Genomic DNA, 24,434 nt, shown 5'->3' with positions numbered 1-24,434 from the left:
ACTAATGAGACCTTTACAAAAGAAAATTATTGCTTACGAGCAAGTTCAACCTCAAATTGATCCACAAACGGAAATTCAACGTTCAGTCGATTTTATGCAGCACTTTTTACAAGTCAATCATTTGAAAACCTTGGTTTTGGGAATTTCCGGGGGACAAGATTCAACATTAACTGGTAAATTAGCCCAAATGGCCGTGAGTCAATTACGCCAACAAACCGAGCAACCAGATTATCAATTCATTGCCGTCCGGCTGCCTTATGGACAACAAGCAGATGAAAGTGATGCCTTGGCGGCTGTGGACTGGATTAATCCCGATCAAGTTTATCGGGTCAATATAAAGCCCGCAGTGGATGCGGCGGTTGCCAGTATCGAGACCAATGGCTTAACTATTTCTGATTTTAATAAGGGTAATTTGAAAGCGCGCCAACGGATGTTAGTGCAATACGCTATTGCAGGGGCTTGTCAAGGAGCTGTAGTGGGCACAGATCATGCCGCCGAAAATATTACTGGCTTTTATACCAAATATGGTGATGGAGCCGCAGATTTGACACCTTTATTTCGGCTAAATAAACGTCAAGGACGCCAGTTGCTGCAATTTTTACAAGCTCCAAAAAGTTTATATACCAAAACACCGACTGCTGATTTAGAAGATGGGCGTCCAGGTCTAGCGGATGAAGTTGCTTTAGGGGTCACTTATTCTGATATTGATAATTATTTGGAAGGTCGAACAGTTTCAGATCAAGCAGCTACGCGCATTGAAGACTGGTATCGACGAACGGCGCACAAGCGGCGTTTGCCCTATACAGTTTTTGATCAGTTAGGAAGTGAATAAACTTGAATAAAACCCAACAAAAAGCGCGGCATTATAGTCAAGTTTTAAATCAAGTTATAGAAAGAACCCAAGCCATTCAAGAAGAGCTGAATCCGCAATTTGAAGAAATTAAAACAGCTTTGGCTAATGATCAATTGACGGCGATGAAATCTTCTCATTATTTAGAAATTGAAGGTCAATTCCAGCATGGAACGGATGAATATCAACAATTAGCGGCTCAATTGCAACAAGCTACACCGCCAGCCAAATTAATGGGATTAAATTTTTCTTTAGTAAAGGTATATCGAGAATACGTCGCTGCTTGTCAGGCGATGATTGACAGTATGAAAGATGATCGCACAGTCGATATACCGGCTTTTAAGGCTGCAGAAGCAGCACAAGATCAAACAACTACTGCAATGGGCAAAATTTTAGTAAAGATGAATCAGATTTCTTAAGCAAAGACGAATCGGTCCTTGCAAAAATGTTCAATTAATATTATAGTAGTAAAGTGCTTTGCGGGTGTGGCGGAATTGGCAGACGCGCAAGACTAAGGATCTTGTGAAGAGTAAATCTTCGTGGAAGTTCGAGTCTTCTTACCCGCATCTGACAATTACTATAATCTAATTTAGCTGGGGAAACTCGGCTTTTTTTGTGGTTATTGCATTGCTTAAGTTTCCAGAGCATGTTATACTATGTATGTATTTTTGAATGGTTATGGTTCGATGGTTCATGTGTAACTAACTTCCATACGTGCCACCAAGAAATGCAAAAAGAGTTTTAGGAGGATGTTCACATGGAACATGGAACAGTAAAATGGTTTAACGCTGAAAAGGGTTATGGCTTTATTACGCGTGAAGATGGCAGCGATGTATTCGTACATTTCTCTGCAATTAATGGTGAAGGCTATAAGACTTTGGAAGAAGGTCAATCCGTTACTTTCGATATCGAAGAAAGTGACCGCGGACCACAAGCCGTTAACGTTAACAAAGAATAAAACTTTATTTAATTAAAATTTTTACCAGCCCTTGGCTGGTTTTTTTGTTGCTTAAAATTTATGATAAAGACTAATCGAATCGAGGTGTATGGTTACGGTTAAACGAAAATATCACACTAAAGGTGTTGCAAAACGTCATCGAACGCCAGCCAAACGTCCAACCCGACATCATCAAAAACTTCTGCGCCGTTTCCATCACCTCAATGGGCAATTGGTTTTGTGGTTAGCATTAATTGTTGTCTTGGGTTTGATCTTTTGGACGGGCAATTTAATTAGATCTTGGCAATTATCTCATCCCGCCGCCATTCAAGTGCAGACACCGGCTCAGCAGCATCAAAAATTTATTAAAAAAATAGCGCCGGCGGCTATCGATGCCGGACAGACGTATAACGTGTTACCGAGTATTACAATTGCGCAGGCTATTTTGGAAAGTGATTGGGGAACCAGTCAATTGGCCCAACGTTATCATAATTTATTTGGTGTGAAAAGCGATGATCCGACACAATCGCAAGTTCTGCAAACTCAAGAGTATCAAAACGGTCAATGGATGACGGTTTCTGCAAGATTTAAAACCTATTTGAGTTGGGAGGATTCGATTCGTGATCACAATCTGTTATTAGCCCAAGGAACTAGTTGGAATGCCCATCAATATCAACATGTGCTGGCAGCTAATAATTATCAACAAGCAGCCCAAGCTTTACAACAAGATGGTTACGCCACGGATCCGGGCTATACAAGAAAGCTCATTGACCTTATTGAAAAGTATCAGCTCAATCAGTATGATCCAAAGTAATCAGGTCAAGACTCCACATTCACGACAGAAAATGATAATCTAGAATAAATGGGTTGAGGTGACAAATGTGAAAGAATTACAAGCAAGGATTAAGCAGGACGGCCAAGTCTTGGGCAAAGATGTTTTGAAGGTCGACAGTTTTTTAAATCATCAAATAGATCCGTTGTTAATGCAACGGATGGGTGAAGAATTTTATCAGCACTTTCGTGAATTTCCGATTACGAAAATTTTGACAGTGGAATCTTCGGGTATTGCACCTGCTGTGATGACGGGTTTAGCTTTTCAAAAGCCCGTGGTTTTTGCCCGGAAGCATAAATCATTGACTTTAAAAGATGATTTATACGTGGCGGATGTTTATTCGTTTACGAAAAAAACCGCGAACAAAATTAGTGTCTCCCGGAAGTTTCTCAGTGCCACAGATCATGTCTTGATCGTGGACGATTTTTTAGCTAATGGCCAAGCAGTAGCAGGATTAACGGACATTATTAAGCAAGCCGACGCGCACCTTGAGGGCATCGGGATTGTGATTGAAAAAACCTTCCAAAAAGGGCGACAACTTATAGACCGTCAACACATTCCGATTTTTTCTCTGGCTCGTATCAAGGCCTTTGAAAATGGTCAAGTTGTTTTCGAAGAAGAATAGTGGTGAGAATACATGAATTTTATTGGTCCAACTAATACTGTCGGCATTATTGATAGTGAAGAAACCACCTTGGCGCTGTTACAACAGGCCTTGACCATGGGCTTTAAAGTTGTGGTGCTGACACAGGATCCCAAATCCATAACAATTCCCGGCATCCGGATTATTCAAGGTGACTATCAAGAAGTTGCAAAGTTACAATTGTTATTTGATTGTTCTGATATTGTAGTTTACGATAGCGAGTTTTTACATTTGGATCATTTAGACCAGATTACAGATCGCCACAAGTTAGTTCAAGGCACGGAAATGCTTGAATTGGTGCAAGACCGATATCTGGAGAAAAGTTTTTTAAATGACCACAATTTAAACATCGTGCCGTATGCAGCGGTAATTGATGATGCGGATTTAGCTAAGACAGTGGAGGAGATTGGTTTTCCCTGTATCTTAAAACCCATTCAAAAAAGTGTGCACAGTCTAGATGGGGTGATTTTTCAAGATGCTGCGGAATTAGAAAATTATCATGTTCCCCACGGTTCTTTTGTGTTGGAGTCTTATTTAGATATTAAACAAGAACAAATAGTGTTAATTAATAAAGACGACCGGCAAAAAAATGTAACTTATCCGATCATTAGGTTGAATTGCCAAGATCGTTGGTCGCATACCATTAGTCTTTATCAGCAAAATGAAGCTTGGTTAACAAGTGAAATTGAAGAAATTGCCCAGACCATTGCCCAAAATATTGATTATCAAGGGTTGTTTGCGGTGAAATTATGTATAACGACGACGGATATGTTATATGTGCAGCGGATTTATTTGGGAACAATGTTTGAGGCGAATATTTATCAAGCAGTAACCAATTACAGTCAAGAGGAATTGTTTTGGCGCAGTGTTTGCAATTGGCCGTTGCCGCAAGTCAGCGTTCATCAGGATGCTTGTAATTTAGTTTTTACAAAAGCTAATTTAACGCGGGCCATTGATTTAATTACCCAACATCCGCAGTGGCAGTTACAGTATTGTCCTAATTTAGCACAACTCAATCCTTATTTAGGATACTTAACTGTATTTGGGCAGGATCAAACCCAATTACAGCACTATATTAATCCCACGCAGATTTGGCAAATTTAAAGGAGTACGTATGGTTATTAAACGTTATCAACGCCCGGAAATGGCGCATATTTGGAGTGAACAAAATAAATATCAAGCGTGGCTGACTGTTGAAATTGCGATTGATCGGGCTTGGAATAAATTGGGTGAAATTCCTGATGCAGACTTGGCTAAAATCGAAAAAAATGCACGTTTTAATGTAGAAGATATTTTAGCGATGGAAAAAATCACCAAGCATGATGTAGTAGCTTTTACCCGCACAGTATCACAAAGTTTAGGTCCGGAGAAAAAATGGATTCACTTTGGTGTGACTTCTACTGACGTGGTGGATACGGCTTACGGGTATTTACTTAAGCAGGCTAATGAGCTTTTACGCACCGATCTACAGCGCCTGAAGACGACCATTGCTCAAAAAGCTCAACAATATAAAGATACTGTAATGATTGGCCGGACTCACGGCGTGCATGCTGAACCGACAACGTTTGGTTTAGTTTTAGCTACTTGGTATTCGGAAATTGAACGTGATCAAGAACGTTTTGAGCATGCTGCCCGCGGGGTAGAGGCAGGTAAAATTAGTGGAGCTGTGGGAACCTTTGCCAATATTCCCCCAGAAGTCGAAACCATGGTTTGCCAAGAGCTAAACTTACATCCCCAAGAGATTTCCACGCAAGTCTTACCGCGTGATTTACATGCAGAATATATTATGACTTTAGCGTTAATTGCCGCTTCTTTAGAACGCTTTGCTTTAGAAATTCGTCACTTACAACGGACGGAAGTCCGCGAAGTGGAAGAGTTTTTTGCGGCCGGCCAAAAGGGTTCTTCCGCTATGCCGCATAAACGCAATCCCATCGGTTCCGAAAATATTACCGGTTTAGCACGGGTCATCAAGGGTCATGTCTTTACCGCTTTAGAAGATATCGAATTGTGGCATGAGCGGGATATTTCACATAGTTCGGCCGAAAGAATTATTTTGCCGGATACAACCGAATTATTGGATTATATGTTACAACGGTTCAATAAAATTTTAGCCACCTTAACAGTTTTTCCCGACAAAATGGCGGCGGATTTAAATGTGACCCACGGACTAATTTATTCACAGCGGGTAATGTTAAAATTAATTGAAACCGGCTTGAGTCGGGAAGCGGCTTATGATATTGTTCAGCCCAAGGCCGCTCAAGTTTGGGAACAAAAGCAAGACTTTCGCCAATTATTAGAAGCCGATCCGCAAGTTACTGCTCGTTTGAGCCCGCAAGATTTGGACGATGCTTTTGATTATCGTTGGCATTTGCGGCGAGTCGATGAGATTTTTCAACGAGTGGGCATAACTTCAGTGCCACAAAAGTAAGTTCAGGCCGGGAGTATATTTTCAAGTTGATCTTCCAAATTATGTTGGTAATTTGGAAGTTTTTTTATGAACTAAGATTTTAAATTTTGAAAATATTATAATAGGCAGACAGGAACTAACAATGGGGTTAGGAATTCAAAAGGACATTGGAAAAGACGTAGCTGAACTCTCTGTATTGTTGGGTGGACTTTGCTATAATGACAGAGAGATATTTTAAAGAGGAAGAGTTGAAATGGTCGAAGCAGCAATTTTAAAAGGATTAAATTCACAACAAAAAAAAGCCGTCTTGACTACAAAAGGACCGCTATTAGTTTTAGCCGGCGCCGGCAGTGGCAAAACGCGGGTGTTAACCCATCGGGTAGCTTATTTAATTCAGGAAAAACAAATAATGCCTTGGCATATTTTGGCCATTACGTTTACCAATAAGGCCGCCCGGGAAATGCAGGACCGAGTGGGGAAGTTATTAGGTGCACAAGCTACTGGTATTTGGGTTTCAACTTTTCATTCAATGTGTGTGCGCATCTTGCGTCGTGAAGCAGCCGCTTTAGACTATAGTACTTCTTTTACAATTACTGGAGCGGCCGAACAATTGACGTTGGTGAAGCAAATTCTCCGGCATTTAAATATTGACCCGCAAAAATATGATCCGCGGGCTCTCTTACATGCCATCAGTAATGCCAAAAATGAATTATTAGATCCCACAGCCTACCAAAAGCAGGCACAAACGCCCTTTGAAAAAATTGCTGCACAAGTTTATACAGATTATCAGGCTAATTTACGAGCTAATCAGGGAATGGATTTTGATGATTTGATCATGAATACCACCCTTTTATTTGATCAAAATCCCTCTGTCTTAAGTTACTATCAAGATAAGTTTCAATATATTCATGTTGATGAATATCAAGATACCAATGATGCACAATATCGACTGATTTATCAATTGAGTCAAAAAAGTCAAAATTTGTGTGTGGTGGGAGATGGTGATCAGAGTATTTATGGTTGGCGTGGGGCGAACATGGATAATATTATGAATTTTGAAAAAGATTATCCCCAGGCCCAAACTATTTTACTGGAGCAAAACTATCGCTCCACCAAAACCATTTTACAAGCAGCTAATGAAGTCATTGCCAACAATGATTACCGCAAACCTAAAGCTTTATGGACGAATAACGCTGCGGGAGCTCCGATAACTTATTATCGAGCTCAAAATGAGAGTGATGAAGCGTTATTTGTGATTGGGCAAATTCAAAAATTGCAAGCTCAAGAGCAACGGTCCTTGGCTGATTTTGCGATTTTATATCGGACCAATGCGCAATCCCGGATCTTAGAAGATCGCTTATTAAAAGCTAATTTGCCTTATAGAATTATCGGCGGTCATAAATTTTATGAACGTAAGGAAATTCGCGATGTTTTAGCATATTTACAGTTAGTAGCCAATCCCAAAGATTCGCTCAGTTTTCAGCGGATTGTCAATTCTCCTAAGCGCGGTATCGGGCAAGGTTCTTTAGACAAGTTGCAACAGTTAGCGCAGCAACAACATTGGAGTTTGTTAGAAGCAGCGATTAACGTGGATGTTTCCACAATTCGGGGGCGCGCCCGTACTAATTTGCAGAAATTTGCACAAATTATTGAAGAGCTAATTGAGCAACGCCAAAATTGGTCCATTACCGATTTAATGACCCGAATTTTAGAACAAAGCGGCTATGTGGCAGCCTTAGAGCAACAAGCTACTTTAGAAGCCCAAACCCGCTTAGAGAATATTCAAGAATTATTAACCGTTACGCAACAATTTGACCGGGAATATCAGCCAGAAGCCGAAAATCCGGATCGCTTACGGGATTTTTTGAGTGATTTAGCTTTAGTCAGCAGTGAAGATATGGGCGCTGATGATCAACCACAAATTACGTTGATGACTTTACATGCCGCTAAAGGTTTGGAGTTTCCCGTGGTCTTTTTAGTCGGCTTAGAAGAAGGAATTTTTCCTTTACGACGCTCTTTAGACAAACCCAGTGACTTGGAAGAAGAACGCCGTTTAGCATACGTGGGGATTACTCGAGCTAAAGAAAAGTTGTATTTAACCAACACATTTAGTCGTATGCTTTATGGGCGTCCTCAAACGAATTCACCCTCGAGATTTGTGGAAGAAATTGATGAGCAATTATTAGATATTCAACAACCTACAATGGCCGCCAAGCCCCTGACACCTACTCGGGCACCTTTTGCCGCTCGGCGGGGAGTAGCATCCACGATCACGAAACGGCGACCTCAAGTGGCTAATCAAACCACTGCCGGACAAGTTGATTGGCAGGTGGGGGAGACGGTGCAGCATAAACAATGGGGACCCGGGACGATTGTTAAAGTCAGCGGACAAGGGAGCGATGCTGAATTAGATGTCGCGTTTAAAGGTCAAGGTATTAAACGGCTGTTAGCCGAATTTGCACCAATTACCAAGCTTTAATCTGAATAATGAGGTGAAATGGATGGATCGTCAGCGCGCCCAAGCACAATTAGCACAATTAAAACAACAATTAAATCAAGAACGACATGCCTATTATACGCAAGATGCACCCTTGGTAACGGATGCCGAATACGATCGGAAGTACCAGCAATTACTGCGCTTGGAACAACAGTTTCCTGAACTGGTCACTCCCGATTCTCCTAGTCAACTGGTAGGGGATAGTCCATCGCCGGATTTTACCAAAGTGCGACATGAAGTGCCGATGTTGTCCATGGGGGATGTGTTTTCTTATCAGGAATTGCAAGAATTCAATACCCGCATTCATAAAACGTTGGAGCAAGCGGTAGATTATTGTGTGGAATTAAAAATTGACGGGTTAGCTTTGTCTTTAATTTATCGTCAAGGGCGCTTAGTTCAAGGGTCAACCCGCGGAGACGGAAATGTGGGTGAAGATGTAACCGCCAATGTGCGGACTATTGCCAACATCCCCACCACTTTGCCGGAACCTGTAGATTTGGAAGTGCGCGGAGAATGCTACATGCCTAAGGCTGCCTTTTACAAACTGAATCAACAACGAGAAGAAAATGGAGACAGTATTTTTGCCAATCCCCGCAATGCTGCGGCCGGCAGTTTACGTCAATTAGATGCAAATGTGACTAAGCAGCGACAACTACAAACTTTTATTTATACTGTAGTTCAACCCGCCAATTTGGGAGTGCAAACCCAAGCCGAAGCTTTAAAAAAGATGCAGGCCTGGGGTTGGCAAGTAAATGAACGGCATATTGTGAGTCATGATTTAGATCAAGTTGCCGATTTTATTGAGCAGGCACAAAGTCAACGGGATCAATTACCTTATGGAATTGACGGAATTGTGTTAAAAGTTAATGATTTACACTTGCAACAACAATTGGGAAATACTGTTAAAGTTCCCCGTTGGGAAATTGCTTATAAATTTCCGCCTGAAGAAGTCGAAACGAAAATTCAACAAATCGAATGGACAGTTGGTCGAACCGGGGTAGTGACGCCGACGGCCGTTATGGATCCGGTTCAATTAGCCGGCACTACTGTTGCCCGCGCAACTTTGCATAACTGGGATTTGATTCAAGCTAAAGATATCCGCGTGCAAGATACTGTGCGGTTGCATAAAGCGGGGGACATTATTCCGGAAGTATCCCAAGTGGTCCTGAGTCAAAGACCGGCGGATAGTCAGCCTTATCAAGCGCCTCAAACTTGTCCTTCCTGTGGTGCGCGGCTGGTACATTTACAAGAAGAAGTGGCCTTAAGGTGTATTAATCCAATGTGTCCGGCTCAGGTGAAAGAAGGACTGACACATTTTGCTTCGCGGAATGCAATGAATATTATGGGATTAGGGCCGCGGATCGTACAGCAATTATGGGATCAAAAGTTAGTACATGATGTGGCTGATTTATACCGGTTGCAAGCAAGTGACTTAACTTATTTAGATGGTTTTCAGGAAAAATCGATTAATAATTTACTGAATTCGATTGCCAATTCGCGCCACAATTCTTTGGAACGGTTGTTGTATGGCCTGGGAATTCGACATGTAGGAGCGAAGGCGGCCCGACTTTTAGCCGAACATTTCCAAACAATGCAAAATTTAATGCACGCTTCCACCGACGAAATTTTACAAATTAATACCATGGGAGAAATAATTGCTGATAGTCTGCAGGTCTATTTTGCCAATCCGAAAGTCCAGGAACTACTAGCTGATTTAGCACAGTTACAGGTTAATATGAAATTTATTACCCCCACCGCAACCACCCGGAAGCATCCTCAGACGATTTTTGCCGACAGGACGGTCGTTATTACAGGAACTTTACAACATTATAAACGCCAAGAATTGACAGAATTGTTAACGGAACTGGGAGCACACGTCACGAGTTCGGTTTCCAAGAAGACCGATTATTTAATTGTGGGAGAAAATGCGGGCAGTAAATTGACCAAAGCACAGCAATTACAAATTAAGATTCTTAATGAAGCACAATTGCAAGCACAGTTGCATTAAAATCTAGGAGTGAAGCATGAAAAAATTCATTCAATGGAGCATTACGTTATTACTACTCCCCTTATTAGCTGGTTGTGGTAATTTTGGCGAATCGAGTTTGTCCAATCACATTACCAACAGTTCCAAAACAAAAAAAACCATGACTACCGGGCCCTCCAAGTCCGGCCAATATAGTACCTTGCTGCAAGATGGAAAATATCATGTGAGTCCGATTGCGGGATTAACGAGTAGTAGTGATAATGAAAATAATAATAATTTGCAAGCTTTCGAGACGGGGTTATTAGCCATTTCCAAAAAGGAATATTCCCCTGATAAATATTATTTTCAAGAAGGGAAATTAATTTCGGCACCCGTGGCTCAAAAATGGTTAGCTCGTAAATCGGATAATAATCCCCAAGGACTCAATCCGATAGATAATGGCGAAAAGGATCCTAATAAACGCAATCCGATTTATTTACAACAATTATTAGAACAAGACTTTTATACACAAAGTGAAAAAAATTATAAATTATCCGGGGTCACGATTGGGTTATCTTTAAATGACATTGACTATTATAGAAAAGAGCAGTATGGGAGTACTTTTGAAACAAAAATTACGGATAGTCAACGGGCCGATCACGGAAAAAAGATGGCTAATGAGATTATTCAACGTTTACGCCAACAAAATAATTTAACGCAGGTGCCTATTACGATTGGTCTATATAAGCAAAATGTAAATGACTCCCTAGTAGGCGGAAGCTATTTTGCTTATGGTGTTGCCAAAGCCGGGCAAAAAACGATCACAGACTGGTCGACAATTCATCAACAAAATCAGGTGCTACCAGTTGTCGGTAATGAAGATCCGATTAATACTACGGATGCGGATAACTTTTCGAATTTCAAAAACACAATTCAAAACTACTTTCCTAACCTCAGTGGCGTAACTGCTCAAACCCATTATGAAGATGGAACTTTATCAGGGATGGTGATTACAATTAACACGCAATTTTATGGATCAGCCCAGATTAGTAGTTTTACCCAATTTGTGCAAGATGCGGCTAATAAATATTTGCCGCAACAACCCGCTATTGAAATCCGGATCCAAACCGTGCAGCAGATGCAGGCCCTGTTAACGAAAGATTATAATAATAAACAATATAATAGCCATGTCTTTACTTCATATTAGTTTGGATCAATTAAAGCTTGGCATTTGATTGAAACTATTTTAATATCCATATTAGAAGGGATGATTGTATGCTTGATAAAAAATTAGTACGGCATGTAGCTCAGCTAGCCAAATTAGAGTTTGACGATGCCACTTTAGAAAAATTTACCAGTCAATTGGATGAAATCATTCAAATGGAAAATGAATTAACCAAACTGGATACTACGGGAGTTGCACCCACGACGCATATTGCCCGTCAAGAAACAGCTTTACGACCTGATCAACCACAGCCAACGCAAACACGTGAGCAATTATTACAAAATGTTCCTGAACAGCAAGCGGGTTACGTTAAAGTACCATCTATTTTAGATAACGGGGAGGATGCTCAGTGAATTATTTTGATGAAACTATCGCTTCTGTACATCAAAAATTAGCCAATCGCCAACTGAGTGTGGCGGAATTAAATCAAGCAACTATCCAACGGATTCAACAATTGAATCCCACATTAAATAGTTTTTTAGCCGTCAATGACCAACCGGTGCCAGAAACCAGTGTTGATTCTGAGCAATTGTTAGCCGGAATTCCTTTAGCTATTAAGGATAATATTTTGACTAAACAGTTGAAGACCACGGCAGCTAGTAAAATTTTAAGCAACTTTCAATCAGTCTATGAATCCACTGTGACAACTAAATTATTAGCCGCAGGTATGCACAATATTGGCAAAACCAACATGGATGAATTCGCTATGGGGTCTTCCAGTGAAAATTCAGCCTTTGGACCAGTCAAAAATCCGTGGAATTTGCAAAAGGTTCCCGGCGGTTCTTCAGGCGGTTCGGCAGCGGCCGTGGCCGCAGGGGAAGTTTTGGCGGCTTTGGGAACCGATACGGGCGGTTCTGTGCGACAACCGGCGTCCTTTAATGGTGTCTTTGGCATTAAGCCGACTTATGGCCGGGTGTCACGCTGGGGTGTGATTGCCTTTTGTTCCAGTATGGACCAAGTAGGTGTGTTATCGCGCCATGTGGCTGATTCTGCGCTCATCTTACAAACAATGGCGGGCTATGATCCGCATGATAATACGAGTTCTTCACAGCCGGTTCCTAATTTTAGTGCTATTAATGCTGATGTGCGGGGATTGAAAATTGCTGTACCGGATGAATTTATGGGAGACGGAGTTGCCCCGGGAGTGCGCCAACAAGTTCAACACGCATTAGATTTATTGGCTGCACAAGGGGCACAAATTGACACCGTTCAATTACCTCATGCCCAATATGCTGTACAAGTGTATTATATTATTGCCTCCAGTGAAGCTTCTTCCAATCTCCAACGGTACGATGGAATTCGGTATGGTTATCGCTCCACAGAGGTTCAGAATTTGGAAGACGTATATGTCCATTCACGTAGTGAAGGCTTTGGCGATGAGGTCAAACGGCGGATTATGCTAGGAACTTTTGCTTTATCAGCCGGCTATTATGATGCTTATTTCAATAAAGCGGCTCAAGTTCGCACATTAATCAATCAAGATTTTGAGAAAGTTTTCCAAAACTATGATTTAATAGTGGGACCAACAGCCCCAACTACAGCCTTTGATTTAGGTTCCCGGATTGATGATCCGGTAGTTATGTATATGAATGATATTTTGACAATTCCGGCCAACTTAGCAGGATTGCCTGCGGCCTCAGTTCCGGTAGGATTGGCAGATGGTATGCCAGTAGGCGTGCAACTGATTGCTCCTGCTTTTGGTGAACAAACCATCTTTAATACTGCGCAAGTTTTAGAAAATGAAACGAACTTTTTAGCTCAGCGTCCACAGATCGGAGGTCAAAATTAATGAATTTTGAAACAACAATTGGTTTAGAAGTCCATGTCGAACTAAAAACCGCGACAAAGATGTTTAGTCCTTCACCGGTCACTTATGGGGCTGAACCCAATACCCAAGCGAATATCATTGATTTTGGTTTTCCGGGAACTTTACCGACGGTGAACAAACAAGCTTATAAATTAGGAATTATGACCGCTTTAGCTTTACATGCGACAGTGGAGCATCATACACATTTTGATCGTAAAAATTATTTTTATCCGGATAATCCCAAAGCTTATCAAATTACCCAAAAAGAAAAACCACTGGGACATGATGGTTGGGTAGAAATTGAAGTCCACGGTCAAAAGAAAAAAATTGGAATTGAAGAATTGCATATTGAAGAAGATGCAGGAAAGAATACCCACGGCGATGCTGGCTATTCCTTGGTCGATTTTAATCGTCAAGGGACCCCATTAGTTGAGATTGTTTCTAAACCGGACATGAAATCACCAGATGAAGCCTATGCCTATTTAGAAAACCTCCGGCATATTATTCTATTTACAGGGGCTTCAGATGTTAAAATGGAAGAAGGCTCAATGCGGGTAGACACCAACATTTCGGTGCGCCCGATCGGTTCAGATAAATTAGGCCAAAAGGTAGAATTGAAAAATTTAAATTCCTTTCGTCATGTTAAAAATGGGTTAGCCTTTGAAGAAAAACGGCAAACTGAAATTTTAATGGCTGGCGGTGAAATCCGTCCGGAAACGCGGCGTTATGATGAAGCCACTGCATCAACAATTTTGATGCGGGTCAAAGAGGGGGCTGACGATTATCGTTATTTCCCAGAACCCGATTTACCTGACTACCACATTACCAGCGATTGGATTGAGGCTATCCGCCACGAAATTCCGGAAATGCCGCAAGCTCGCCGACAACGCTACATTCAAGAATTAGGCATTCCGGAATATGATGCCCAAGTGCTCACGGATACGAAAGAAATGTCAGATTTCTTTGATCAAACCGTCGATTTAGGAGCTGATCCGAAGCAAGTTTCGAATTGGTTAATGGTCAATGTTAATGCCTACATGAATGAACATAATTTAAGTTTAGATGAAACCCAATTAACCCCGCAACATTTAGCAACGATGATTGGATTAGTTAAAGATGGCACTATTTCTTCGAAGATTGCCAAAAAGGTCTTCGCTGAAACGATTTCAAACGGCACAGAACCTAAGGCCTGGGTGGAACAAAAGGGTCTCATTCAACAATCAGATCCGGCTGTTTTGACGCCGTTAATTAATCAAGTTTTAGATCAAAATGAACAATCGATTATTGATTTTAAAAATGGCAAAGATCGGGCTTTTGGTTTCTTAGTTGGTCAAATCATGAAACAAACTCATGGACAAGCTAATCCGAAAGTGGTAAACCAAATTTTAACTGCAGAAATTCAAAAACGTTAAGAGGATGCAAATGAAAGCTCGGTTGATCTATAATCCCAGCTCCGGCAATGAAACAATACTCAAATCCGTGGCAGATATTTTAGATGTTTTAGAAGCTGCGGGTTATGAAGCAAGTGCTTTTCGCACGACGCCCCAACCGCTATCCGCACAAACAGAAGCCCGGCGAGCAGCAGAAGCTGGTTTTGACTTAATCGTAGCTGCCGGGGGCGATGGCACCTTAAATGAAGTGGTCAATGGCTTGTCACCGTTAGCGCAGCGGCCACAGTTAGCGATTATTCCGGGAGGAACAACTAACGATTATGCGCGTGCTTTGAAAATACCCCGCAATGATCCTGTAGCTGCGGCTCAGCTAATTTTAAAAAAGCAAACCTTACCCATGGATATTGGAAAAGCTGGATCACATTACTTTATGAATATTGCTGGGGGCGGCTCCATTTCTGAAATAACATATGAAGTTCCTTCAGAGTATAAATCCATTTTGGGCTACTTAGCTTATTTGGTAAAGGGCGCCGAAATGTTACCGCGGATTAAGCCGATAAATATGCACATTGAATATGACCAGGGATGTTATGATGGTGATGTTACTTTGTTTTTGTCCGGCTTAACGAATTCAGTCGGCGGTTTTGAGCAAATCGCCCCCGATGCCGAACTAGGTGACGGCAAGCTTTCATTACTGATTGTCAAAGGAGCCAACATTGCTGAAATTTTGATTTTAGTGGCTAAGGCTTTAAAGGGTGGATCCCATATTAATGATCCCAAAATTATTTATACTAAAACCAGCCACCTCTTTGTGAAGCCTAATGATAATCACAAAATCATGATTAATTTAGATGGCGAGTATGGCGGTGATGCGCCAATGAAGTTTTCAGTGTTACCTCATCATTTGGAAATCTTTGCGGATGTAGATGCAATCCCGGATCGTTCGATTAGTTCGGAAACACCGGATGAACAACAGGCAGAACAGCAATTTGTTCAAAGTGTTGATTCTTTAAAACAAAAATAAAGTGAAATATTCATTCAAAGGTCGACCACAAATTATTGTGCCGATCTTTTTTAATAAGGAGCCCCATGAAAAAAATTAATTTGACCAAAAATCAAACTGTAGATTTAACGATTACTGATTTATCTTATGCCGGTTTGGGTGTAGCTAAAGTCGAAGGCTATTCTTTATTTGTGCAAAATGCTTTGCCTGGCGAAGAAGTAACTGCAGTAATTACAAAAATCGGTCGCAAATTTGGCTTTGCCAAAACCCTACACATTCGCCAAAAGTCCCCTTATCGGGTGGAACAGGTAAATCAAAAGTATGTCCAAACGGGAATTGCCCCCTTAATTCATTTAGCTTATCCCCAACAGTTGGAGTTTAAACGCCAACAACTACAAACAACTTTGGCTAAACAAGGCTTAAAAGTAACGGTGCAACCAACTGTTGGCGCTGAACACCCTTTAGCTTATCGTAATAAGGCTCAAATTCCGGTACGCACGGTGGCTGGTCAAGCCACTACAGGCTTCTTTCGCAGTCGCTCTCACGAGTTGATTCCATTGGATGATTATTTAATTCAGGCTCCGGCAATTGATCAAACAATCAATCAAATTCGTGATTTGCTACGCGCTTATCAATTACAAGGCTATGATGAGGTCCATCATCAAGGACAAGTGCGTGAAATTATGGTCCGGCAAGCAGCAGCTAGTGGTGAATTGATGGTCGTATTAATAGTTTTAACTACGAAAATTCCCCATTTATCAGCGGTTTTGGCGCAAATTGCCAAACTACCGCAAGTTACTTCATTATATTTAAATGTGAATTCAAAACCTACTAATGTCATTTTAGGCCCCGAGTTTAAATTAGTAGCAGGTCAAAAGTATATTACCGATGAGATATTGGGTCATCAGTTTCGCATTTCGCCACAATCTTTTTATCAAATTAATCCCGAACAAACTGCTAAATTGTATCAATTAGCTATAAGAGCCGCAGAGTTGACGGGAGAACAAACTGTTGTCGATGCGTATTGTGGTATTGGCACGATCAGTTTAAGCTTAGCCCCGCAGGCGCAAAAAGTAATTGGTATTGAGGTGGTGCCTCAGGCAGTCCAAGACGCGCGCAGGAATGCCACGCTGAATAATCTTTCCAATGTGGAATTTATTCAGGGTAAAACGGAAACGGTATTGAATAATTGGGCGCAGAACCGCCAAAAGTTAGATGTGTTAGTGGTTGATCCTCCACGTAAAGGCTTGGATCATAGTTTAATTAGTAGCATTCAGGCTTTACAGCCGTCAAAAATTGTCTATATTAGCTGCAACCCCGCGACTTTAGCACGCGATTGCCAATTATTGCAAGAACAGTATTTAATTACTCAGTGTACACCTGTGGATATGTTTCCAATGACTAAGCATGTGGAAAGTGTCACCGTGTTAAAACGTATAAAAAAAGCATAGAGCAAGGTTTGCGTGACAGCTTGGAAGTGGACTAATTTCGTTTGTGTGGAGCGAATTAGTCCACTTTTTTGTTTGGCTGAAAAGAGGAATGAATCTGCGCTGCTTTTAGCGAGCACTGTGTTTTGGACGATGATATATCCATCAGCCACAAATTAGTAGGATTAATAACAATTATAAAATAAATTAGAAGATGATTAACCATTGGAAGATTGTCTAACTAGTTACTGGGCACGGAAGATTATTAGATTAGACGTATACTATAAAAAGTAGTTGGCACATTGTTTAGCTAATTTGATAAATACCAAGATTGAATGCCCGCCTGATAAATAAGTTTGCTATAATCATATTAAAAAAATATTTTATTAACTGGATAAACTTTGGACGCATAAGAGAAGCTAGTGTTGTTTAGCTGAAGAAGAATTTATGTGAAAAGTGAAATTTTAATTTATAAATTTGGAAAAGCTCTGAGTTTTAATCCTAAGGTTTCACTAGAATTGTTTACGGACCAACAATTTTATCATCAGAACCTTTTGGGAGATCAGGTATGCATGCCCCAGAAGGTATATTGTAAAAATTAAGACAAAGTAAATTCGGGAGGGAACAATAGCGTGAAAGCTGATAGTATACACCTATTTGATTTCTTAGGAAGCGGGAAAACAATTTTTGAAATTCCTGTGTTTCAACGAAATTATGAATGGGGTAGAGATCAATGTGAGCAGCTTTTTAAAGATTTAACTCTTGCAGTGCAAAACGATACTGATCATTTTATAGGGGCCATTGTTTATGTTACAGAGACCGGCAACAAGATGAGTCATATTTATCGTATCATTGACGGACAGCAAAGATTGATAAGCCTGACACTACTTTTAAAAGCATTGTCAGAGGCGGATGAACAAGATCAGGCAGAAATTGAAGAAGAATATTTAACGAATAAATATCTTGCGGATAATGGTCATTTAAAATTCAAACCGGTTGAACATGATTATGAAGCATTTAGTTCAGTTATGAACGGCATAACTCAATTTAATAAGCCGTCTAAAGTAATCGATAATTATCATCTTTTCCAAAAATTAATTACTAATTCAGATATTGACAGTTCTCAACTCTATGAGGCCATGAATCATTTTAATATGGTTTATATTGAGCTAAGTAATAATCCAAATGAGGAAAACCCTCAAGTTATTTTTGAAAGCTTAAACTCTACAGGGGTATCATTATCACCATCAGATTTAGTACGTAACTTTCTTTTAATGAAGCTGGACTCTCAGCAGCAAGCTGAACTTTATAAAAAATATTGGGTCAAAATGGAACGCATGTTTCCGACTAAGACTTTTGCGGAGTTTATTCGCCATTATCTGGTGGTGAAAACCCATGTGTCAGTGAAGAAAAATGATGTATATGGTAGTTATAAGAACTATTTTATTACTGAAAGATTAAGACCTGAAAAAGCCTTAGCGGACCTCTTTAAATTTGCAGGCTACTATGATCAAATACTGAATCATAAATCGAATGATGTTGCGTTTAGCAAGATTTTAAGTCATATAAATGTGATGGATATCAAGGTGGTTTTCCCTTATTTAATGCTATTGCTAGATTTAGTGGACTCTGGACAAATTAAACAAGCAGAACTCAATGAGCTGGCGCACATTTTAGAAAGCTATTTGTTTAGGCTAAAAGCATGTAAAATGCCCTCCAATGGACTAGATAAGATCGTTGTCGCTCTTTGTGGTTTATCTCAAGATGGTGGCAATTTAAAAACAAGATTGTTGCGCTTGTTAAAAAATAAGTTCCCAGATGATGATAAATTATCCGAAAGCTTGATGAAAGAAGATCTTTATCATCAAAGGAATCACTTAGCCAAGTTAGCTTTAGTAATTTTGGAAGAGCATAGAACAAAGGAAACAATCGACTTTGATAATGCCCAGGTAGAACATATTTTACCTCAAAGGTTAAATGCTGAATGGCGCTTGCAGGTAGCCAATGCCGATAAAGTTAAAGAGCAGTATGGCAACACAATTGGTAATCTCACCCTTACTATGTATAATCAGGAAATGAGTAATAATCTTTATGCTGATAAGAAAGACTTCTATAAAAACTCCAATGTTTCTCTGACTTGAGAGATAGCCAAAAGCTATGATCGTTGGAATCGAGAAGCTATCATTGATCGTACAGAAAAACTGGCTAAAGAATTAACGAATATCTTTCCAAAACCAAACATCAAAGAGGCAAATGAAGAAGAACTTTCCGGTGAGTATACAATTGATCAAGCAATTGATGTAACTGGTAAAAAACCTATTTTCATTACACTGAATGAGAATGAGTATTCGGTCAAATCTTGGCGTCAGATGTTGCTAACTTTTCTGAATGATATTTGGAATAAAGATAGCCTTAATTATGAACGTATTAAAGCCAATCCTCAATTGAAACGAATGCTATTTGGAGGTAATTGGCACCATCCATCAAGGCTGGAAAATGGTACGATAGTTGAAACGAATTTTTCGGCAACCGTTATTTTAGCGATTATTGCAAAAATTTCTGAAATTTGTGACATCACAGATCAAGTGTCTTATTCAATAAAGTAGAAAAAGGTAAAATTGGGTGCATCTGTCTAAGGGAAAAAAGATTAGGGATTGAGTAGTAATTAGGAACAATTAAGGCTTGAACCAAGAATAAGTTATCTGAAAAACATCAAATATGGCTAGGTTGACCAAACACTCTTCTGGTTAACATCAATAATTAGCAATAGGCCTCTTGGTAGTGGTCGTTTAAATGGATTCAATTGGTTGAAATCAAAGTTAAGCAATTATTTGGACCGGCTGGGTTCAGGTGTAACTTTTTTGGCAGGAAACAGTAAGCAACTGAGAGTCGACAGAAAAACGAATATTACAGAAGCACGATATAATTTCGCAAAAGCCTGATCATATTGGCGTGTGGCAAACCGATGAATTTTATGAATTACAGTGTTAATTTGTCGATTGATCTTAGTTAGTTTGTGCTCCACCTGGATTTGAATGTGTTGGTGCAGCTGTTGTTGCCTGTCTGGAGACAAGTCTTGCGGTTGCTGCTGTAAGCTTTTAATATATTGTGCTTGAACAATTTGTTGTTTGTCTTGGACAGTAAAATAATTAGTCGTCGTTTTAGAAGAATGGTGACTTAAAGCCTGCAACGCTTGGTGGGTCAGTAGTTGTTTTTTAGCCATGGGAATTTTTAACGTCGCGACTTCTGCTTGAATATATTGCGTAGCCTGGGTGCGCGCTGTGACTAAATTACCATATAAGCCGCTGACATAAATGGCGATCGCCAAAGAAATACCGATTTGACGCAGAACTCCCGCCACACTTTGCGAAGCATTTAGTAACGTTCCTTGAAAATCGGAAGCTGCCAAAACAGTAATCGGGCCCGTGATAATCCCATAACCCATTCCCAAAATTAAGCAGCTGATAATTACGAGAGTCAAGTTTTTCATATTAATTGTGGAAAACAGCCAAAAACTGCCTGTCATTAATAAAAAACCTATTGCTAAGACGCGCCGCGCTCCTAATTGATCAATGAACACAGCGGCCAGTGGCGAAAAGATAAAAATCATCCCCGTAATGGGCGTAATTAAAAAGGCTGCAGTTAATTCCGTTTTGTTTTGAATTTTGGTGAAGTAAGTTGGTAAGATGACGGTCACGGCCACTAAAAAGAGATTGCTGCAAACAATCGTAATAGCCGCCCCTGTAAATTCTTGATTGCCAAAGAGCGCCAGCGGTACCATAGGATGTTGTGATTGAGACTCGCAAATGATAAAGAGTATTAAAGCAACTAAGGCGGTTATAAATAAACCGATAATTGTCTCACTATGCCAGCACCACGCACGTCCTTGCACTAGACCCAAAGTAAAGGCGAACAAAGTGATCATGCTGAAAAGAGAACCCCAAAGGTCCAAGGGTTCTTTTTGCTTAGTTTCATTTAACGTCAGTCCCAAGAAACAAATAAGCAAAGAAAAAAGAGACAAAGGAATGTTAATTATAAAAATCCAGCGCCAAGACCAAAATTGAGTAACACAGCCGCCAATAGTGGGACCTAAAGCAGAGGCTAGACCTTGAGTAATGCCTAAGACAGCAATCACACCTTTTCGCGCGGCCAGATCTACAGAACTAATACCAATAGTTAAAGATAACGGAAAAACAATTGCCGCACCAATGCTTTGTCCAGCCCGGCCAATAATTAAGCTGAGTAAGTTTTGAGCTACTGCTGAAATCATTGAACCACTTATAAAAATAAGTAAACCGACAATATAAGTTTTGTTAATTCCCCAGCGCTCCGCTAATTTGCTCAAAGGAATGGTTAAAGTGGCAAACAAAATAGTATAGATGTTCAAAGCCCAAGATAATTTATCCAAGTGCACCGCCAGACTAGACTGAATAGCAGGTAAAGCGACATTCATGACAGTGGTATCCAGCATACATAAAAAAATACCAATAGACATAGCCAGAATAATTAATCTATTGCGAATACGCATGAGTAGCCCTTCTTTTTATATTAATAACATTAATATAAACATAATTAATATAGTTGTCAATTATATAAATACTGAAAAGATTATCTGCCAATGATATGATGAAAAATAAAAAGGATGATAATGATGAAAGGTAGAGAGGTTATTCTGGGAATTTTACGGAACAAACCGCAAACAGGCTATGAAATTAATGATGTCCTAAAAAATCAAATTTCTTATTTTTATGATGGTACTTATGGGATGATTTATCCTACTTTAAAAAAATTGGAACAAGAAGGTAAAGTAGTCAAACAAACCATTATTCAGGCTGATAAGCCGAATAAGAATGTTTTTTCAATTACGGCTGCCGGGAAAAAAGAGTTACAGACTTATTTGAATTCTGATGCAGTGGCAGAAGTTTTTAAATCGGATTTTTTAATGAAACTTTTTTTTGGCGATAATTTAAGTCGCTCCCAAATTATTAACTTGATGGAAAAAGAAATTCAGTTGAAAACAGCACAAATTAACCATTTACAAAGTAGTCTGCAGCAATGGGAGCAAGAGGGCATTACGGATTCACAAAAAATCACGGTGGGCTATGGTTTGGCGCACTATACGGCAGTGGTGGACTACTTGAACCAGCAATTAGCAGCCTTCAAACAGTAAAATAAGTGCCAGCCACTGAATTAGTTTGGTTTCAAAATGGCTATTGCCGTCCGTCTTCTCAGTTTTTATCTATCCACAGGGCATGCCAAAACAGCAGAGTATTTGAGAACAATTGTGAGTGAAATTGAGCTGATCATTTGGCTTTTTACTAGTAGAAATAAATTTTTACACGTTTCAGGCCACTAGATGTTGTTATGTCTTGAGCGCTAGTCATCGCTAGGATGGCACAAAAAAATCCACTACTTGATAGTGGATTTTTTGATTGCTTTTACTAACAATTAGCTGTTGGTCAGGAGATCTAATAATTCCTGAGCTGATTGGTTCAAACTGGTTTTGGATTTATCATATCCCAGATGGGTATAGATTTCACCAACGTAAATATGGTGATCAAACAAACGCTGGAAGACTTGATCGATAATCGGACGGGTGCGGGCTTCTTCTTGGACTGGTCCAAAGGGATTCGCAAAAAAGGTGGTACTCATACCGACTTCATCCGTCGTACCTAAAGCTTTACGTTTGCCAGCAATAAATGTTTGTTTGGCTTCATCTTCCGTGGCAAAACGGTGCACGCCGATTTTATCAGAATAATTATTCGCATATACCCACATATCGATCGGATGATGGGCAATTACGCGGGCATAAGAATCTGCAGGAATAATGACACGGGCATTTTTTTGATCAGGATTCAGATAGATGCCCCGGTCCATATTGTTAAAAGCAACCGCAGAACTTAAATCATCTAAGCGGACAAAAGCGCCGATTTCGGTGCCTTGAGCATAAATATCATGATCAGTGAGCGTGAAACTGCCCATATCATCAAAAATGGTTTCAATATCGATAATTTGATCATCTGCAATTTCTTGCAACGCTTCAATCGACTCAGATTTACCGGCACCCGAATCACCGAAGAAAACCACATTTTTGCTTTGACCATTAGCAAAATTAATTTGAACCATGGAACCGTGAATAGGCAATTTACCTTGGTAAATCATATGCAAATTGTGTAATGTCAAGCACATCTTTTTCATATAACCAAAATAAGTGGTTTTATCATTATAAGGGACTTCTCCAACCCAGAGATCATTGTCGGTGTCATGATAATAATGGCAAACATCGCCTTCGGTATGTTGTAGCCCAAATAATAGAATTAAATCGGGTTTATGACCAATGACACTCTTTGCATCGGCAACTTCAAATAAATTGGCTAGGGAAATACCGCTGGCAAAATAATCACGATGAAAATAGATATAAGCTAAGCTTTCACCAATTTTGGCTGGGAAACAGAACCATTCATCTTGCGAGCCGGTGAATTTCTGGATCGGATTTTGTTCGACTGCGGTAAAAGTTCCTTCGCGTTTATTGCTGGGAGTTTTCATCATCATTGGTGGCCGAAGCATTAAAGTATCAATAAATCGAATCGGTTTTAAAGCTTCATAACCTGCCGGAATCGGCCAGTCATGAGATTGTGTCAAGATACAGGCTGAAGAACCGGCACTGACTTGGCGATATGTTTTGTTAGCAAAGCCTTGTAGTTTTTCTTCAATGGTGCGATATAAGTGAATAACCAAATCATTAAATTGATTGTCAATGTTCATGAAGCCATTAGCCATAACGCTGGAATCATGCTGATTCAAAACTGCAATTCTTAAGAAAGAACGATAGAAGGAATAAAGAGCCTCAATACTCTGCAAAACTTCTGTGCGATCAAATTGTTGGAAAACAGCACTTTGATTGAGCATAATCGCTTTAATGGTAGCGACGTACTTGGTGGCGCTTTGATCTTCAAATGCATTATTAGTTTCGGTTTTATGGCGCCGCCGATCTAAGAATGCTTGAACAATTTGGAGTAGCTCCTCACTATCGAGTAATTCAAAAATATCCGCAATATATTTTTCATTATAATTTAGAACAGCCACCTTGCGTTGTGGATTTAAATAAAAAGCTTGAGTGTTAATGTTAGAATCATTTGACATGAAAATGAAGAATCCCCTTTCTGTATCTTAACTGGTATTCTAGTCGATTTATTGACTTAGGGGAACCGAAAAGTTAAGAAAAATTAAATTTATTTAAATACTACCACGTCATATAAAAGTTTTTTGGGAAAAACAAGAGACATTATTCCGGGTGGTTGCTATATTTTTTCTAAAAATATTAAAAAGCCATTTTTTACAGACTGACGTTTATTAAAACGTAAATTTACCTGAAAACCCTGTCAAACAAGAACAATGATAAATTTTTGGTTAATTACCTTGACTTAAATTTTAATCATGTTATCATTT

The 24,434-nt window shown here is 39.9% G+C and carries 19 protein-coding genes and 1 tRNA gene; 18 read left to right on the top strand and 2 right to left on the bottom strand.

Annotated features, from left to right (window positions below; all coding sequences use genetic code 11):
• Positions 1-4: 4 nt before the first annotated feature.
• The 17 genes from nadE to JG30_RS06080 all read left to right on the top strand — a co-directional run bounded on the left by nadE (position 5) and on the right by JG30_RS06080 (position 19,126).
• Positions 5-832: an ammonia-dependent NAD(+) synthetase gene (nadE, locus tag JG30_RS06160; protein ID WP_046317053.1), complete on the top strand. Its 828-nt coding sequence runs from the start codon at positions 5-7 to the stop codon at positions 830-832.
• A 2-nt stretch (positions 833-834) separates the two neighbouring features.
• On the top strand, positions 835-1,269 hold the full coding sequence (locus JG30_RS06155) for a hypothetical protein (RefSeq protein ID WP_046317051.1): 435 nt from the start codon (positions 835-837) through the stop codon (positions 1,267-1,269).
• A 60-nt stretch (positions 1,270-1,329) separates the two neighbouring features.
• A tRNA-Leu gene (locus JG30_RS06150) sits at positions 1,330-1,416 on the top strand.
• 191 nt (positions 1,417-1,607) lie between these two features.
• Positions 1,608-1,808, top strand: a complete 201-nt coding sequence (locus JG30_RS06145) for a cold-shock protein (RefSeq protein WP_046317048.1) — start codon at positions 1,608-1,610, stop codon at positions 1,806-1,808.
• A gap of 88 nt (positions 1,809-1,896) precedes the next feature.
• Entirely contained in the window at positions 1,897-2,601 is a 705-nt protein-coding gene (locus JG30_RS06140; protein WP_084616685.1) for a glycoside hydrolase family 73 protein, read from the top strand.
• Positions 2,602-2,668: 67 nt separating this feature from the next.
• Positions 2,669-3,244: a xanthine phosphoribosyltransferase gene (locus JG30_RS06135; RefSeq protein WP_046317046.1), complete on the top strand. Its 576-nt coding sequence runs from the start codon at positions 2,669-2,671 to the stop codon at positions 3,242-3,244.
• Between the two features lie 12 nt (positions 3,245-3,256).
• Entirely contained in the window at positions 3,257-4,366 is a 1,110-nt protein-coding gene (locus tag JG30_RS06130) for an ATP-grasp domain-containing protein (RefSeq protein WP_046317044.1), read from the top strand.
• 10 nt (positions 4,367-4,376) lie between these two features.
• Positions 4,377-5,690, top strand: coding sequence for an adenylosuccinate lyase (purB, locus tag JG30_RS06125; RefSeq protein WP_046317042.1), 1,314 nt, complete (start codon positions 4,377-4,379; stop codon positions 5,688-5,690).
• A gap of 232 nt (positions 5,691-5,922) precedes the next feature.
• Entirely contained in the window at positions 5,923-8,148 is a 2,226-nt protein-coding gene (pcrA, locus tag JG30_RS06120) for a DNA helicase PcrA (protein ID WP_046317041.1), read from the top strand.
• Positions 8,149-8,170: 22 nt separating this feature from the next.
• Positions 8,171-10,174, top strand: coding sequence for an NAD-dependent DNA ligase LigA (gene ligA / locus JG30_RS06115; protein ID WP_046317039.1), 2,004 nt, complete (start codon positions 8,171-8,173; stop codon positions 10,172-10,174).
• 16 nt (positions 10,175-10,190) lie between these two features.
• A complete protein-coding gene (locus JG30_RS06110) occupies positions 10,191-11,339 on the top strand; it encodes a CamS family sex pheromone protein (protein ID WP_046317037.1) in 1,149 nt (382 codons plus the stop codon).
• Positions 11,340-11,407: 68 nt separating this feature from the next.
• Positions 11,408-11,710 (top strand): Asp-tRNA(Asn)/Glu-tRNA(Gln) amidotransferase subunit GatC, encoded by a 303-nt coding sequence (gene gatC / locus JG30_RS06105; protein WP_046317036.1) that lies wholly within the window; start codon positions 11,408-11,410, stop codon positions 11,708-11,710.
• Positions 11,707-13,146: an Asp-tRNA(Asn)/Glu-tRNA(Gln) amidotransferase subunit GatA gene (gene gatA, locus JG30_RS06100; protein ID WP_046317034.1), complete on the top strand. Its 1,440-nt coding sequence runs from the start codon at positions 11,707-11,709 to the stop codon at positions 13,144-13,146. The genes gatC and gatA overlap by 4 nt, the downstream gene beginning before the upstream one ends.
• On the top strand, positions 13,146-14,576 hold the full coding sequence (gatB, locus tag JG30_RS06095; RefSeq protein WP_046317032.1) for an Asp-tRNA(Asn)/Glu-tRNA(Gln) amidotransferase subunit GatB: 1,431 nt from the start codon (positions 13,146-13,148) through the stop codon (positions 14,574-14,576). Before gatA ends, gatB begins: the two co-directional genes overlap by 1 nt.
• A 4-nt stretch (positions 14,577-14,580) precedes the next feature.
• Positions 14,581-15,579 (top strand): diacylglycerol kinase, encoded by a 999-nt coding sequence (locus JG30_RS06090; protein WP_046317030.1) that lies wholly within the window; start codon positions 14,581-14,583, stop codon positions 15,577-15,579.
• A 65-nt stretch (positions 15,580-15,644) separates the two neighbouring features.
• A complete protein-coding gene (gene rlmD / locus JG30_RS06085) occupies positions 15,645-17,009 on the top strand; it encodes a 23S rRNA (uracil(1939)-C(5))-methyltransferase RlmD (protein WP_046317028.1) in 1,365 nt (454 codons plus the stop codon).
• A gap of 608 nt (positions 17,010-17,617) precedes the next feature.
• Positions 17,618-19,126, top strand: coding sequence for a DUF262 domain-containing protein (locus JG30_RS06080; RefSeq protein ID WP_245626297.1), 1,509 nt, complete (start codon positions 17,618-17,620; stop codon positions 19,124-19,126).
• A gap of 686 nt (positions 19,127-19,812) precedes the next feature.
• Here the strand turns inward: JG30_RS06080 and JG30_RS06075 are convergent.
• On the bottom strand, positions 19,813-21,507 hold the full coding sequence (locus tag JG30_RS06075; RefSeq protein ID WP_376856702.1) for an MFS transporter: 1,695 nt from the start codon (positions 21,505-21,507) through the stop codon (positions 19,813-19,815).
• Positions 21,508-21,636: 129 nt separating this feature from the next.
• Here JG30_RS06075 and JG30_RS06070 point away from each other — a divergent pair, with 129 nt between their 5' ends.
• Positions 21,637-22,155, top strand: coding sequence for a PadR family transcriptional regulator (locus tag JG30_RS06070; RefSeq protein ID WP_046317024.1), 519 nt, complete (start codon positions 21,637-21,639; stop codon positions 22,153-22,155).
• 278 nt (positions 22,156-22,433) lie between these two features.
• On the opposite strand, the gene JG30_RS06065 is transcribed toward JG30_RS06070, so the two are convergent.
• On the bottom strand, positions 22,434-24,128 hold the full coding sequence (locus JG30_RS06065) for a phosphoenolpyruvate carboxykinase (ATP) (protein WP_046317022.1): 1,695 nt from the start codon (positions 24,126-24,128) through the stop codon (positions 22,434-22,436).
• Positions 24,129-24,434: the final 306 nt, after the last annotated feature.

Origin of the sequence: Bombilactobacillus mellifer (assembly GCF_000970795.1) — a bacterium.
Classification (GTDB): Bacteria; Bacillota; Bacilli; order Lactobacillales; family Lactobacillaceae; genus Bombilactobacillus; species Bombilactobacillus mellifer.
Note: the sequence above shows the minus strand (reverse complement) of the source record. Positions and strands in the feature narration are given on the sequence as shown.